Origin of the sequence: Nonomuraea terrae (assembly GCF_004348995.1) — a bacterium.
Taxonomy (GTDB): Bacteria; Actinomycetota; Actinomycetes; order Streptosporangiales; family Streptosporangiaceae; genus Nonomuraea; species Nonomuraea terrae.
In genome coordinates, this window is sequence record NZ_SMKQ01000232.1 from 1 (window position 1) to 13,594 (window position 13,594).

The following is a 13,594-nucleotide window of genomic DNA, read 5'->3' on the forward strand; positions in this document are numbered from 1 at the left end:
CCCCTCCATCTCTCCGCCCTCCGACACTCCCCGTGCCGCCCTACGCCCCTGACGGTCTTCAGGGCTGACGAGGGCAGGCGGACCCGGCGCCATGATGATCAACGTTCGTCGGCGCACGCTAAGCTACGGGTTCGTCACCCGCTCGCCGACCCCCCAGGAAAATCATGCGACGTGCCATTGCGATCATCGCGCTGGCCGGCTCACTGGCCGGTTGCTCCTTCCCGGACACGTCCATACTGGACGAGCGGGAGAAGCCAGTGCAGCAGTACGCCGTCTTCGAGGTGGCTCTGGTCAACGCGCACGCCTTCTTCGACCTCGACGTGCAGTGGGGATACAGCGGCGAAGAACACAAGGAGCGCGTCCCGGGGAATACGACCGTGCAGCGGCGCGTGTCCTTGACCTGGCCCGACCATACCTCCGTCTGGGCCGGCGGGACTCCCTCCAAGAAGCCCGGCGTGGACGACCTGCTCGCCTACGCCCAAGGCGAGCCGATCGTCCGCTGCAGCATCACGATCAACGGCCGGGTCGTGGCGAAGAACGATCTGACGATGTGCCGTTACGACTTCCTCTGGACCCCGGTCCCCGACCCGGGCGGCACCGCCGGCTGATCGGGCCGGGGCGTCACCTGCCTGTGCTGTGCGATCGGGTCAGCCGGACAGGGAGGTGCCGAAGTCGGCGCCCTGGGCGGGTCCGAAGGGCTGGAAGGTTTCGGCGTTGCGGCCGGCGACCGCGACCTTGCCGTACGGCGCGGCGTCCGGCCGGCCCACGAACAGCTTGTTGCCGCTGAAGGCCACCGACCAGCCGAACAACCCGCCGCCGTCCGCGAGCCGGCGATCCTCCGAGGCGTCCTTCCAGGAGACGATCCGCACGCCACCGCCGTACGGGGCGCCGATCGCCAGCCGACCGTCCGCCGAGGCGGCCATCGAGAAGCCGAACGCCTGCTTGCCCGCCTGATCGACCGTCCGCATGGGTTTCCTGGCGGTGTCCAGGAGCTGCACCGAGCCGGGCCCGGGAGAGCTGACCGCGTATCCCGCCCCCTCGGCGTACGCCACCGCGTACCCGTACCGGTCACCGGACGCGTCCGTCGGCGAGTCCAGCTTGAACGACGTGATCTCCGAGGCCAGCACGTCGTCGATGAACACGGCCGAGCCCGAGTTGATCCGCCCGGCCTCGATCTGGCGGCCCGCGCCGTCGGCGTTCTCGTACGGGACCCCGACGAGCAACTCGTTTTCCGCCCCGAACGCCATCGACCAGCCGAACTGGTCGCCGACCTCGGCGTTGCCGCGTACGTCGGACGTCTCCTGACTGATGCGGCGCAGCTCACCGTCGCCTTTACGGACGTAGAGCGCGCCGGCGTCGAGCAGCCCGGACTCGTCCTCGTACGGCGCCCCGACGGCCACCAGGTCGCCCTTGGCGGCCAGCGACCAGCCGAAGTGGGCCGACCGCTGGGGCTGGGGCGCGGTCAGACGCTGTGGTGGCGCCGCCTTGCCGCCGAAGACGACGTACGCGGCCCCGGCGTCCTCCTCGCCGTCCACGTCCGCGTAAGGGGCGCCGATCACCAGGTCGGCACAGGCGTCGCCGTCGACCTTCGCGAGGCGTACGGACCAGCCGAAGGCGTCACCGGCCGCCGGCCCGGGAACGGTCACAGGGACGATCTTGTCGCCGGACAGCACCTGCACCGCCCCCTTCTGCCCATCGGCGAACGGATCCCCCACGGCGACGTCGTCCACCCCGTCCCCGTCGAAGTCCGCCGCACCAGCACAACGCGCCGGCGCGGAACCGGGGGCGCCGCCGATCGCAGAGCCGGCCGCTGCTGCCGGGCCTGGGGCGGCTGCCATGGCCGGGGCGGCGACGGCGGGAACGCCGGTCGCGGTCAGCAGGAGAGCGGCGAGGGCCGAGCGGGTCATCACAGCGCCACCTCGATCGGCGTGCCGTTCTCCAGCATGGTCGCGGTCATTTTGACCGGCTTGCGGTACATCGGCAGGTCGATCACGAACGCACCGTCCACCCGTGCGCCCGGAAGGATCGCCGGAGGGAGGGTGATCGGCGCCGCGTCGTGTTCGGCGCCCCGGTCGTCGAGCAGGGAGACCACGGGTTGCACCAGTACCCGGCGCTCGCCGCCCGGGTTGATCATCGACCAGCGGATCACGCAGAGCTGGCCGTTGGCGGCCGTCCTGCCCTCGTACTCCCTCAACCCGCACTGCGGTGCCGTCGGGACGATCGCGATGGGATCGTCGAACTCGGTGCCCAGCGCGAACCTGCGTCCCACGTCATTGGGCGCGGAGCCGGCCGCGACCTGCGAGACGCCTCCTGGAGCGGCCGTGTCGCGACCGGAGGTGACGATCAGCACCGCCCCCGTCACGACGATGGCCAGCACGGCCGCCGCCGCGGCGATGAGCCACCGCGTGCCGGACGTTCGCGTACCGCGGAGCGTCTCGGGCTCCTCGACCGGGACGGCGGCCTGCGCGTTGCTGCCGGAAGCGCCGAGCTGGGAGGCGCCGGCGTCCGCCACCTGCGAGGCGCCACGGTCGGCGCGGCGGGAGGCGCCGGCGTCCGCGAGCCGCGAAGAACCAGGGTCGGTGACGTGCGAAGCGCCCCCGGGGCTGGTGGTTCCCCTTGACGAGCCGCCCTGGGCGCCGGTCCTGCCCGGCCGAGCGTCGCCCGCCCCCAAGCCTGCCTGCCCGCCTCGCCGCGGCTGCCCAGCCTCCTGCCGGAACGCCGCCGGCCGCGGCGTCGTCCGGGTCTCGGATCCCGCGGTCGGAACCGGCCCCGGGGAGGGGAGCGGTCCCGTCGTGGGAACGCCCGTCGTGGGAATGGTCCCCGGAGAAGGACTCGGCCCTGCAGCCGGGACCGCTCCGGCCCTCCCGGCTCTTGCCTGGGCCGGTCCCGCCTGTTCGGCTCCTGTCCGGGCCTGTCCGGGGCGTCCGCCTCCTGCTTGGACGGGGCCGGCCGGGCCTGCTCCTGTCTGGGGCGGTTCCGGGTGGTCGGTTCCCGACTCGGCCAGTGGTGTCTGGGCGGGCCCCTGTTGCAGCGGTTGTTCCGTCTCCTGCTGCTTTCCCGCGCGCTGTCGCTTCTCGCCCGAGCGGAACAGCCGGCGGGCACGTCCGCCTTCACGCCTCGGGGCGTCCGGCCGGGGAACCTCCCAGCGGGCCAGTTCCTCCCGGGCCGCCTCCTCCTCCCTGCGGGCCCGTTCCTCCAGCGAACGAGACTCGCCGGGAGACACCGAAGGCGCGGCGCCGAACCCGGCGGGCGGCAGAATCGGCGCCTTCCCGGTCGCGTCACTCGGCGGCGGCGTGGTGAACGCGGCCGTGATGTCCGGTTCCTCGACGACGTTCTGCGGCGGCTGCCAGCCGCTCAGCATCTCGTTCGCCACCAGGGTGGGCGGGTCGGCGGCCCGCATCGGGGTGCCGCCGACCAGGGCGATCAGCAGGTCCTGCGCGGTGGGGCGCGTGGCGACGTCCATGGAGGTGGCGCGCCGTACGAGCTCGTCGAGCGGCGCGGGGAGCGTACCGAGGTCAGGAGGGGTGTTGAGCACCCGCGTGGCCAGCGTGATGGCGTCGCCGCGCCCGAACGGATGCCGTCCGCTGCCGGCGTAAGCCACCAGGCAGCCCCATGCGAAGATGTCGACCGCCGGGGTGACGGCCTCGCCGCGTACCTGCTCGGGCGCCCACCACCCCGGGCTCCCCAGCAGTTCCCCGGACATCGTGAACCCGGTCTCCCGGTCGAGCGCCCTGGCGATGCCGAAGTCGATCACGCGTGGGCCGGACAGGGAGAGCATCACGTTCGCCGGCTTCAGGTCCCTGTGCACGAGCCCCGACACGTGGATCGCCGCCAGCGCCGCCGCCACCCCCAGCGCGACACCGTGCAGCGCTCCCGGTTCGAGGGCGCCGTAGGTGGTGATCTGCTCCGACAGCGGGGTGCCCGCGATGTACTCCGTCACCATGTACGGCCGGCCGTCGCCGGTGTTGCCGTTGTCCAGCACCTGAGCGGTACAGAACGACGCCACCCTGCGGGCGTTCTCGACCTCCGCGTGGAACCGGGCCGCGAAGCCCTGCTGATTGGCGAACTCGGCCTTGACCACCTTCAGCGCGACGAAACGCCGCGACGGAGCACGCGCGAGGAACACCGTGCCCATCCCGCCTTCGCCGAGTCTCCCCAGCAGTCGGTACGGCCCGATCTCCCGCAAGTCCGTCGGGCGGAGCGGCGCGGCGCCCGTTGGCTCCATGAGGGACGGCCCTTCCTGTTCCACGACATCCTCTCCCTTGGTCTCCCCACCCGCCATCGCAGGTTCTTCGATGCGAGAGACTGGTTGGATGATGAGGCTGTTGGGCCCTGCAGAAATACGTATTTTGGCGAATAAGCTAGATATTCGTCCGACAAAAAAACTTGGCCAGAACTTCGTGATCGACGCAGGCACCGTCCGGCGCATCGTCCGTGTGGCCGACCTCTCGCCCGATGACGTGGTGATCGAGGTGGGGCCCGGTCTCGGCTCGCTCACGCTGGCGCTCCTGCCGGCAGCCTCTCACGTCGTCGCCGTCGAGATCGACCCGGTGCTGTCCGCCCAACTGCCCATCACCGCGGCCGAGCACGGCGTCGCCGACAACCTCACGGTCATCAACGCCGACGCCATGAAGATCACCCTGCCTGACCTCCTGGGCCACGTCCCGACCGCGCTGGTGGCCAACCTCCCGTACAACGTGGCCGTCCCCGTGGTGCTGCACCTGCTGCAGGAGCTGCCGTCGCTGCGCAAGGGCCTGATCATGGTGCAGTTGGAGGTGGCCGACCGCCTCGCCGCGGGTCCTGGCTCCAAGGTGTACGGCGTGCCGTCGGTCAAGGCGGCCTGGTACGCCGACGTGCGCCGGGCCGGCCCGGTGGGCCGTACGGTGTTCTGGCCCGTACCGAACGTCGATTCCGGGCTCGTCTCGCTCATCCGGCGTGACCCTCCGTCGACTACGGCGTCGCGCGAAGAGGTGTTCAAGGTCGTGGACGCGGCCTTCGCCCAGCGCCGCAAGACCCTGCGCGCCGCCCTGGCCTCCTGGGCGGGCAGCGCGGCACAGGCGGAGGCGGCCTTGCGGGCGGCCGGCGTGGACCCGTCGGCCCGCGGCGAACAACTCGACATCCACGCCTTCGCCCGCATAGCCGAGCTTCGCCCCTGACCCTCACCGAAGCTCGGCCCCTGCCCCTCACTGGCGCCACTGCCTCTCGCTGGAGCTCCGCCCCTACCTCTCACTGGAGCGCCGCCTTGGCCTCACCGGAGCTCCTCCTCTGCCCTTCGCTGGAGCTCCGCCCCTGTCCCCCGCTGGAGCTCCGCCTCTGCCGTTCACCGTCGGATCCGCTGGGTGAGTCGTGCCACCAGGTTTTCCACAGCCTTACCCGGCTCTCTCCGCGCTTTCCACAGAACTGCATTCGGCTCCGCGCCCGGAACCCCCGTCAGCCGATCCTGGCCTCCCCGAACCCCAGCAAGCTCAGGGAGGCCGATCATGACCACTCACCCATGGCCCGTGTGGCTCAAGTGCTTCATCGCCGGTGGCGGCGGATTCTGTACGGGCTTCGTGGCGGTCGTAGCCACATCCCCCGCCTCCGCCCATGAGACCCCCGAAGCCGCGTCCATCCATGAGAGACAGACGCCCACCCAGGCCGAAAAGAGCGACACGACCCCACCCGCCCAAGACGAGGGCGTCACCGGCGCCCCGCCCTTGCAAAGAGAGCACCTCACCGGAACGCTGCTCGTCGCAGAGCAGCACCTCGACGACGCCTTCGGCGAGAACGACCCCACGGGCATCCTGCTCGCCGACATGAACGGCGCCGCACCTCCATTCGTCGGCCAGAACGGCGACTGGGGAGCCGCCGACCGGAAGAGCGACGTGGGAGCCCTGCTCGACCAGGGGCGGCATACCGCCGGCACGCCGCTGGGTCATGGCGAGCGCACCAGGGAAACGCTGCTGGATCAAGGGCAGCGCGCCGCAGGATCGCTGCTGGATCAGGGGGAGCGCACGGCGGGAACGGTGCTGGATCAAGGGAGGCGCGCCACCGGAACCTTGCTGGATCAGGGTGAACGCGCGGCGGGAACGGTGCTGGGCCAAGGGAGGCGCGCCACCGAAACCCTGCTGGACGAAGGGCAGCGCGCCGCGGGGACCCTGCTGGGCCGGAAGAAGGGTGCCCCGGCGAAGATGCCGGCCCAGGTGAACAAGCGGCGCACCGGAGGCGAGATCGCCCTCTCGGCGGCCCTCCGCCATCTCGGCGTCTCCTACTCCTGGGGCGGCGGCTCGGCCAAAGGCCCCACTCTGGGCATCGGCAGGGGAGCCTCCACCAGGGGCTTCGACTGCAGCGGCCTCGCCCTGTACGCCTGGTCCAAAGCAGGCGTGAAGCTGGCCCACTACACGGGCACCCAGTTCCGCCAGGGCCGCAAGATCCCGCTTTCCGCCCGCCGCCCAGGCGACCTGCTGTTCTTCGGCGGCGGCACCGGCGACCCCACCCACGTGGGCCTGTTCCTCCGGGGAAACCTCATGATCCACGCCCCGAAGACAGGCGACGTGGTGCGAACCACCGACTTCCGCAACTCCAGCTACTACCGCAAGATCTTCCGAGGCGTCGTACGCCCAGGCTGACCCCGCCGAGCAAGGGCGCGATCCATCAGATGACGGCCAGCCTCTCCAAGGCGGTCATCGATCGCATCAACAGCGTCAACACCGTCAACACCGTCAATCCTGGTCCCCTTCATACAGGGTGGGCCAGCCCCGAACTGACCCGGCAGGCCGCCAACGCGCTGCCTACGCGCTCAAGGACATCGACGCCTACCGCACCTACCTGTACGACCCGCTGCACCGTCAGATCGACGCCATCGGCCTGCCGCTCGTGGCCAACATGATCTCCATGGACCTCACCGACGACCCCGACCCCGAGATCGGCGACAAGATCGCCCAGGTGCACAGCGACCGGTTCACCGACCACCCCGAACTCCTCGGCCTGGTCGAGAACCTCGACTCCTACGAGGGCAGCGGCGTCCCCGAGGACGGCTCCAAGCCCGCATGAGCCGGAACCACCGGGAGACGGCCGCCACCGTCTCCCGCTTCGATCTTGGGTGCGGTCGGCATGCCTACGGCAGACGACGCGGCTTGGTCGGCGGCTCCCTGCCGGCCGCGCACCCGGTCGTCCCCGACTCACCTCGCAGGCCGCGGTGGGTGCGGGCAGGGCGGGGAGCGACGTCGCGTCCTCGATCAGTGCTTTTCGGTCAGGTCAGCGGCGGGTTCTGCATCGATCGCCTTGGTGTAGCGGGTGGCGAGGGTGCGCAGGTGGCCGAGCAGCTCGGGCGGGCCTGTGACGCGGAAGTCGGCGTCGAGCAGGCCCAGGTGGACAGCCAGGCCCTCGATGGTGTCGGCGCCGGTGTGCAGGACGCAGCTGCCGTCGTCGAGCGCCTCCACCGTGCCGACGGCCGGGCTGATCCGCTCCGCCACCGCTGAAGCGGGCGCGTATACCGTGACGCTTGCCCGGTGACGCCAGGCGGCGGTCGAGACCCGGCCCGAGACGTAGCCCGCCACGTCGTCGGGCAGGTCGCGGGGGGTGAAGCGCGGCCCGGCCGGCTCGCGGGGTGTCAGCCGGTCCACGCGGAAGGTGCGCCAGTCGTCGCGGCCGAGGTCGAAGGCCAGCAGGTACCAGCGGCGGCCCCAGTTGACCAGCCGGTACGGCTCGACTTCGCGAGTGATGGCCTCACCCGTGTGGGTGGTGTAGTCGAAACGCAGCCGTTCGTGCGTACGGCACAGGGCGGCGACAGTCGTGAGGACCTGCGGGTCCACAGCAGATGTGGTGCGGTCGCCCGGCACCGGCACCGTGACGGAGCGCATCGTGCTGACACGGTGCCGCAGCCGGGACGGCATGACCTGCTCCAGCTTCGCCATCGCGCGCAGCGACGCCTCGGCGTTCCCCGCGATGGCGCCGCTCACGGCGGTGCCCAGGCCGACCGCGACCGCGACGGCCTCCTCGTCGTCCAGCAGCAGCGGCGGCAGGGACGCGCCCGCGCCGAGCCGGTAGCCGCCCGCCGAGCCCCTGCCGGCCAGAACGGGGTAGCCGAGCGAGCGCAGGCGTTCGACGTCGGCGCGAATGGTCCGACCGCTCACGCCGAGCCGTTCGGCCAGTTCGGCGCCTGTCCAGTCGCGCGGGGTCTGCAGGAGGGCGAGCAGGCGCAGCAGGCGCGCCGAGGTTTCCAGCATGGCGCCAAGCATGCCGCACCATTAGGAACGAATCTCTCCTAATGGGCTGAAACAGTGGGGTCCATGAGCGACATTCACGAGTTCCGCATCGACGTCCCGCAGGCCCACCTCGACGATCTCGCCGACCGTCTGGCGCGTACCCGCTTCGCCGAGGAGCTGCCGATCGCCGAGGTCACCGACGGCGTCCCGCGCGGTCCCGTCCAGCCCGGCTGGGAGTACGGCGTGCCAGGCTCCTTCGTACGCGACCTCGTGGCCCGCTGGCGCGCCTTCGACTGGCGGGCCAGGGAAGCCGAGCTCAACGCGTACCCGCAGTTCACCACGGAGATCGACGGGCAGGACATTCATTTCGTGCACGTACGCTCCGCGCGCCCGGACGCGACCCCGCTGATCCTCACCCACGGCTGGCCCAGCACCTTCGTGGAGTACCTCCATCTGGCCGGTCCGCTGTCCGAGGACTTCCACGTGGTGATCCCCTCCCTGCCGGGCTTCGGCTTCTCCGGCCCCACCCGTACCAAGGGCTGGAACGCCGCCCGCGTCGCCGACGCCTGGGCCGAGCTCATGCGGCGGCTCGGCTACCAGCGGTTCGGCGCGCACGGCAACGACGCGGGCGCCATCGTCAGCCCCGAGCTGGGCCGCCGCCACCCCGACCGCGTCATCGGCGTGCACGTCAACCAGATCTTCAGCTTCCCGTCCGGCGACCCGGGCGAACTCGTCGGGCTCACCCCCGAGGAGCAGCAGTACCTCGGCTTCCTCGGCGCTTTCGTCGAGCACGCCGTCCACGACCGCGTCCAGCAGGCGCAGCCCCAGACCCTCGCGCACGCCCTCGCCGACTCACCGGCCGGCCTGCTCGCCTGGATGGGCCAGCTCCTCGCCGGAGTCCCCGACCCTGATGTGATCCTCACCAACGCCACGATCTACTGGCTCACCAACACCGCGGCGTCCTCGGCCCGCTTCTACTACGAGAACCACCGCATGCCGTCCACCACCGAACCCACCAGCTTCCCCCTGGGCCTGGCCTCGTTCGCCTACGACTTCCGCCCGCTGCGGCGCTTCGCCGAGCGCGACCACAAGTACATCGTCTCCTGGAACGAGTACGACCGCGGCAGCCACTGGGCCACCCACGACGCCCCCGACCTCCTGATCGACGACCTGCGCGCCTTCTTCCGCTGACGCGGGGCGGACATCGTACGAACAGGCGGGAGCCCGATCGCGGCCGGGTGGGCTCCCGCTGGTGGTGGTCCTGCCGGAGCCGGTGCCGGCCTGTCCGCTCAGCTTCGGGCGCAGGCCGCCACCACCCGCGGCACCAGCTCCGACAACAACTCCTGGTCCTCCTTCCGCGACGGCTCGTACTCCATGAGCCCGAGCCCGACGACGGGGAACCGTTCGGCCACGGCGGTGACCAGGGCGAGGAGCTCGCCGGGCCGCAACCCGCCGGGCGTGGGGGAGCCGACGCTCTCGAACGCCTGCGGGTCCAGCACGTCCAAGTCGATGTGCACGTACACCACGGGAGCCTCGGCGACCGCTTCGATCGCCCGCACCAACGCCGCGGCGTCCACGACTGGAGGAAGATGCCGAATCCCCTGGTCCCGGACGAACGCGAGCTCACCGGGATCGAGGTCGCGCACTCCGGCCAGCACGATCTGCTGGGGCCGCAATGCCTGGTCGGGGACCAGCCCCTCGGGGCCTTCACCGGTCAGCGCCCGCAGCACCATCCCGTGATAGGCCCCGGAGGGAGACGAGGCCGGGCTGTTCATGTCCGCATGAGCGTCGAACCAGACGACCACCAGCCGATGCCCGTACCGCTTCCGAGCCGCCGCCACCGGCTGCAACTCGACGCCGCAGTCCCCACCCGCGGTGACGACGAGCCCCTCGGTCTCGAACGATGGGCGGAGGGACGGCCCGCCAAGGTCCGCGAGCGCAGCGCGGACCTTGGCCGACGTGCTCACGAGGTCGTCATCGACCTCGACCCGCACCCGCCGATCGGCGTCCACCATGCCGGCGAGCAACCGCGCCCCTTCGCGCAACCGCTTCGACGTGGGAGCCGCGGAGCCCCGCCACTGGGGCACCTCCACCACCGTCACCTCGGACAACGCGCTCCTCCCCGAACGCCCGCGCTCACGTTTCCTCGCCAGCCTGGCAACGAACCCCACCCGTGTCCACCCTCTCCAGCCACGTCGGACGCCGGCCCCCGCGCGGACGACCCTCCGGACGCCGGGCGGCGACAGGCTCGGACGGGTGGGCCTACCGTCACGAGAGAATGGTCGGTTCACTGTTCGTTACCGAACAGGAGGGGGCAAATGGTCGCCAACTTGACGCTCCGTGGTGCGGCCGGCGCAGTCATCCGGGTCATATTTCGAGAACCGCATGTCAGGGCAGCGTGCCCGGATAACATCGAGTGTCCTTGGCCCCGGCAAGTGATGAGAGTGGCAGAAGATCGATGAGTTCGGTGACCGTACGTGTGCCCGCGAAGGTCAACGTGCAGCTTTCTGTCGGCCCGCTCCGGGAAGATGGCTACCACGACCTGGTCAACGTCTTCCACGCCGTGTCGATCTTCGATGAGGTGGTGGCGAAGGAGTCCGAGTCGATCACCGTTCAGGTGAACGGCAAATGGTCCGACCAGGTGCCGACCGACGACGGCAACCTGGCGATCCGCGCCGCTCGCGCCCTCGCCAAGCACGCGGGCCGCACCTACGGCGCCGACCTGGTCATCCAGAAGGAGATCCCCGTGGCGGGCGGGATGGCGGGTGGCAGCGCCGACGCCGCCGGCGCCCTCGTGGCATGCAACGAGCTGTGGGGGCTGGGGCTGCCGTTCGAAGACCTCATGGAGATCGCCGGAGATCTCGGCAGCGACGTGCCGTTCTCGCTCCTCGGCGGCACGGCGGTCGGCACCGGGCGGGGTGAGCAGCTGTGCGAGCTGCCCACGGGCGGCACGTTCCACTGGGTGTTCGCACTGGCCGACGGCGGGCTCTCCACGGCCAGCGTGTACGCCGAGTGCGATCGGCTCAGGGCCGCCTCCGGAGCCGAGGTGCCCTGGCCGCAGCTGAACGACTCGCTGATGGAGGCCCTCGGCACCGGTGACGCGTACGCACTCGGGTCCCACCTGAGCAACGACCTCCAGGTCGCCGCTCTCCATCTCCGCCCCGAACTCGCCCCGACCCTCGACTCGGGCCGCCAGCACGGCGCTCTGGGCGCGATCGTCTCCGGCTCGGGCCCGACCTGCGCGTTCCTCGCGATCGACGCCACCCACGCCCGTGACCTGGCGCTCAGCCTGACCACGACGGGAGCCGCCCACACGGCGGTGGCCGCCCACGGCCCCGTCCAGGGCGCCACCCTGGTCTGACCGCCGCCCTGGGGCACCGCACGGAGGCCGCCGAGCAGCGGCATGCCGGGGCGACGCCGACGATCTCGGCGTTCCAGTGGCGGGCGGGGGGTCGGCGGGGAGCCGATACCCTGGGAGGGCGATGAATCTGGTCAATCTTGAGTCGGTCTCCCACGCCTACGGGCCCAAGCCTCTCCTCAGCGACGTCTCCCTCGGGGTGGAGGAAGGCGAGCGCATCGGTGTCGTCGGGCGCAACGGCGGCGGCAAGACGACCCTGCTGTCCGTCCTCGCCGCAACCGTACGGCCCGACAGCGGTCGCGTCACCCACACCCGCGGCCTGCGCGTCGGCTTCCTGTCGCAGCAGGACACCCTCGATCCCGGCGCGAGCGTGCGCGAGATCGTCCTCGGCAGCAAGGCTGAGCACGAGTGGGCCGGTGACCAGCGGGTTCGCGAGATCCTGGCCAACCTGATCGGCGACCTCGACCTCGACTCCAAGGCCGGCGACCTGTCCGGCGGCGAGCGCAGGCGCACGGCGCTGGCCCGGTTGCTCATCGACGACCACGACCTGATCATGCTGGACGAGCCCACCAACCACCTCGACATCGAGGCCATCGCGTGGCTCGCCGCCCATCTGGCCGGGCGCAAGAGCGCGCTGGTCGTCGTGACGCACGACCGGTGGTTCCTCGACGCCGTGTCCACCCGTACGTGGGAGGTCGTGGACGGCCGCGTCGAGCGGTACGAAGGCGGATATGCCGCATATGTGCTGGCCAAGGCCGAGCGTGCGCGGATCGCCCAGGCCGCCGAAGACCGCCGCCAGAACCTCATGCGCAAGGAGATCGCCTGGCTGCGGCGCGGCCCGCCCGCCCGTACGTCCAAGCCGAAGTTCCGTATCGACGCCGCACAGGCCCTGATCGCGAACGAGCCCCCGCCCCGTGAGACCGTCGAGCTGATGAGCTTCGCCGCGGCCCGGCTCGGCAAGACCGTCTACGACCTCGACGACGTCACCCTGCACGCGGGCGGCCCCGGCGCGGGGCCGCTGGTGCTCGATCACCTCACGTGGCAGTTCGGTCCTGGCGACCGGATCGGGCTGATCGGCGTCAACGGGTCCGGCAAGTCCTCGGTGCTGCGGCTGCTCGCGGGCACGGTCCAGCCCGACTCGGGCCGCGTGGTCAGGGGCAAGACCGTACGCCTCGCCCACCTGTCCCAGGAGCTGACCGAGCTCGACCCGACCCGGCGGGTGCTGGAGTCGGTCGAGGAGGTGCGCAAGTACCTGCAGCTCGGCAAGAAGGAGTGGACGGCGTCCCAGCTGCTCGAACGCCTCGGCTTCCGGGGCGACGCGCAGTGGAAGGTGATCGGCGACCTGTCGGGTGGCGAGCGGCGGCGGCTGCAGCTGCTGCGGCTGCTGATGGACGACCCCAACGTCCTGCTCCTCGACGAGCCCACCAACGACCTCGACATCGAGACGCTCAACGAGCTCGAAGACCTGCTGGACGGCTGGCCCGGCACGCTGATCCTGGTCAGCCACGACCGCTACTTCCTGGAGCGGGTGACCGACCGGTCCGTCGCGCTGCTGGGCGACGGCAAGCTGTCGCTGCTGCCCGGCGGGGTGGACGAATACCTCGAACGCCGCGCGGCGGGCACGGCGGTGACCGCCCGCCTCAGCTCCGGCGAGACGGTCTCCAGTCAGGTCGACGCCGCCCCGAGCGATGCCACCGGCGAGGCGAAGGGCGGGCTGTCGACCAAGGAGGAACGCGAGCTGCGCAAGGAGCTCAACCGCCTGGAGCGCCAGCTCGACAAGCTGAGCGGTCAGGAGGCCCGGCTCCACGCCGCCATGGCGGAGGCGGCCAGCGACTACGCCAAGCTCGGCACGCTCGACGCCCAGCTGCGCGACATCCTCGCCCAGAAGGACACGATCGAAGCCGAGTGGCTCGAAGTGGCCGACCGCCTCGGCGAGTGACTCCGGCGTCGAGGCGGCACGGCCCCCTCGACGCCCCGCCGGCACACCCCGTGGCGCCGAGCACGCGTGAGTGCGGCCTGCCGGGTGGCGCGGGCGGGTGCGGGTCAGGAG

Annotated in this window: 11 protein-coding genes; 7 read left to right on the forward strand and 4 right to left on the reverse strand. The window is 71.2% G+C overall.

What is annotated here, in order from left to right:
• Positions 1–164 precede the first annotated feature (164 nt).
• On the forward strand, positions 165–608 hold the full coding sequence (locus E1286_RS40565) for a hypothetical protein (protein WP_132621582.1): 444 nt from the start codon (positions 165–167) through the stop codon (positions 606–608).
• A gap of 39 nt (positions 609–647) precedes the next feature.
• Here E1286_RS40565 and E1286_RS40570 read toward each other — a convergent pair whose 3' ends face one another.
• Together E1286_RS40570 and E1286_RS50885 are read right to left on the reverse strand one after the other, a co-directional pair.
• Positions 648–1,907 carry an FG-GAP repeat protein gene (locus tag E1286_RS40570; RefSeq protein ID WP_132621584.1) on the reverse strand — a complete coding sequence of 420 codons (1,260 nt, stop codon included), beginning with the start codon at positions 1,905–1,907 and terminating at the stop codon, positions 648–650.
• Positions 1,907–4,249 (reverse strand): serine/threonine-protein kinase, encoded by a 2,343-nt coding sequence (locus E1286_RS50885; protein ID WP_342776317.1) that lies wholly within the window; start codon positions 4,247–4,249, stop codon positions 1,907–1,909. Before E1286_RS50885 ends, E1286_RS40570 begins: the two co-directional genes overlap by 1 nt.
• Positions 4,250–4,295: 46 nt before the next feature.
• Here E1286_RS50885 and rsmA point away from each other — a divergent pair, with 46 nt between their 5' ends.
• From rsmA to E1286_RS40590, 3 genes are all read left to right on the forward strand, one after another.
• Positions 4,296–5,156: a 16S rRNA (adenine(1518)-N(6)/adenine(1519)-N(6))-dimethyltransferase RsmA gene (gene rsmA, locus E1286_RS40580; protein WP_165970138.1), complete on the forward strand. Its 861-nt coding sequence runs from the start codon at positions 4,296–4,298 to the stop codon at positions 5,154–5,156.
• A 324-nt stretch (positions 5,157–5,480) separates the two neighbouring features.
• Positions 5,481–6,608: a C40 family peptidase gene (locus tag E1286_RS40585; protein WP_132621586.1), complete on the forward strand. Its 1,128-nt coding sequence runs from the start codon at positions 5,481–5,483 to the stop codon at positions 6,606–6,608.
• A 118-nt stretch (positions 6,609–6,726) separates the two neighbouring features.
• Positions 6,727–7,032 (forward strand): hypothetical protein, encoded by a 306-nt coding sequence (locus tag E1286_RS40590; RefSeq protein WP_132621588.1) that lies wholly within the window; start codon positions 6,727–6,729, stop codon positions 7,030–7,032.
• A 185-nt stretch (positions 7,033–7,217) separates the two neighbouring features.
• Here E1286_RS40590 and E1286_RS40595 read toward each other — a convergent pair whose 3' ends face one another.
• A complete protein-coding gene (locus E1286_RS40595) occupies positions 7,218–8,207 on the reverse strand; it encodes a helix-turn-helix transcriptional regulator (protein ID WP_132621590.1) in 990 nt (329 codons plus the stop codon).
• A 63-nt stretch (positions 8,208–8,270) separates the two neighbouring features.
• On the opposite strand from E1286_RS40595, the gene E1286_RS40600 reads away from it, so the two are divergent.
• Positions 8,271–9,377: an epoxide hydrolase family protein gene (locus tag E1286_RS40600; protein WP_187368295.1), complete on the forward strand. Its 1,107-nt coding sequence runs from the start codon at positions 8,271–8,273 to the stop codon at positions 9,375–9,377.
• A 98-nt stretch (positions 9,378–9,475) separates the two neighbouring features.
• Here the strand turns inward: E1286_RS40600 and E1286_RS40605 are convergent, their stop codons facing one another.
• The gene (locus tag E1286_RS40605) at positions 9,476–10,288 is read right to left on the reverse strand and encodes an arginase family protein (RefSeq protein WP_246075592.1); all 813 of its coding nucleotides are present in this window, start codon (positions 10,286–10,288) and stop codon (positions 9,476–9,478) included.
• A gap of 356 nt (positions 10,289–10,644) precedes the next feature.
• On the opposite strand from E1286_RS40605, the gene E1286_RS40610 reads away from it, so the two are divergent.
• Together E1286_RS40610 and E1286_RS40615 are read left to right on the forward strand one after the other, a co-directional pair.
• Positions 10,645–11,547, forward strand: coding sequence for a 4-(cytidine 5'-diphospho)-2-C-methyl-D-erythritol kinase (locus E1286_RS40610; RefSeq protein WP_132621596.1), 903 nt, complete (start codon positions 10,645–10,647; stop codon positions 11,545–11,547).
• Between the two features lie 121 nt (positions 11,548–11,668).
• Complete coding sequence (locus E1286_RS40615) at positions 11,669–13,483, forward strand: ABC-F family ATP-binding cassette domain-containing protein (protein WP_132621598.1); 1,815 nt, start codon at positions 11,669–11,671, stop codon at positions 13,481–13,483.
• Positions 13,484–13,594: the final 111 nt, after the last annotated feature.

Excerpts from the sequence above, each read along its gene's own strand:
- E1286_RS40570 (WP_132621584.1), bottom strand. The coding sequence starts at position 1,907 with ATGACCCGCTCGGCCCTCGCCGCTCTCCTGCTGACCGCGACCGGCGTT.
- E1286_RS40615 (WP_132621598.1), top strand. The coding sequence starts at position 11,669 with ATGAATCTGGTCAATCTTGAGTCGGTCTCCCACGCCTACGGGCCCAAG.
- rsmA (WP_165970138.1), top strand. The coding sequence starts at position 4,296 with ATGCGAGAGACTGGTTGGATGATGAGGCTGTTGGGCCCTGCAGAAATA.
- E1286_RS40565 (WP_132621582.1), top strand. The coding sequence starts at position 165 with ATGCGACGTGCCATTGCGATCATCGCGCTGGCCGGCTCACTGGCCGGT.
- E1286_RS40595 (WP_132621590.1), bottom strand. The coding sequence starts at position 8,207 with ATGCTGGAAACCTCGGCGCGCCTGCTGCGCCTGCTCGCCCTCCTGCAG.
- E1286_RS40585 (WP_132621586.1), top strand. The coding sequence starts at position 5,481 with ATGACCACTCACCCATGGCCCGTGTGGCTCAAGTGCTTCATCGCCGGT.
- E1286_RS40600 (WP_187368295.1), top strand. The coding sequence starts at position 8,271 with ATGAGCGACATTCACGAGTTCCGCATCGACGTCCCGCAGGCCCACCTC.
- E1286_RS40610 (WP_132621596.1), top strand. The coding sequence starts at position 10,645 with ATGAGTTCGGTGACCGTACGTGTGCCCGCGAAGGTCAACGTGCAGCTT.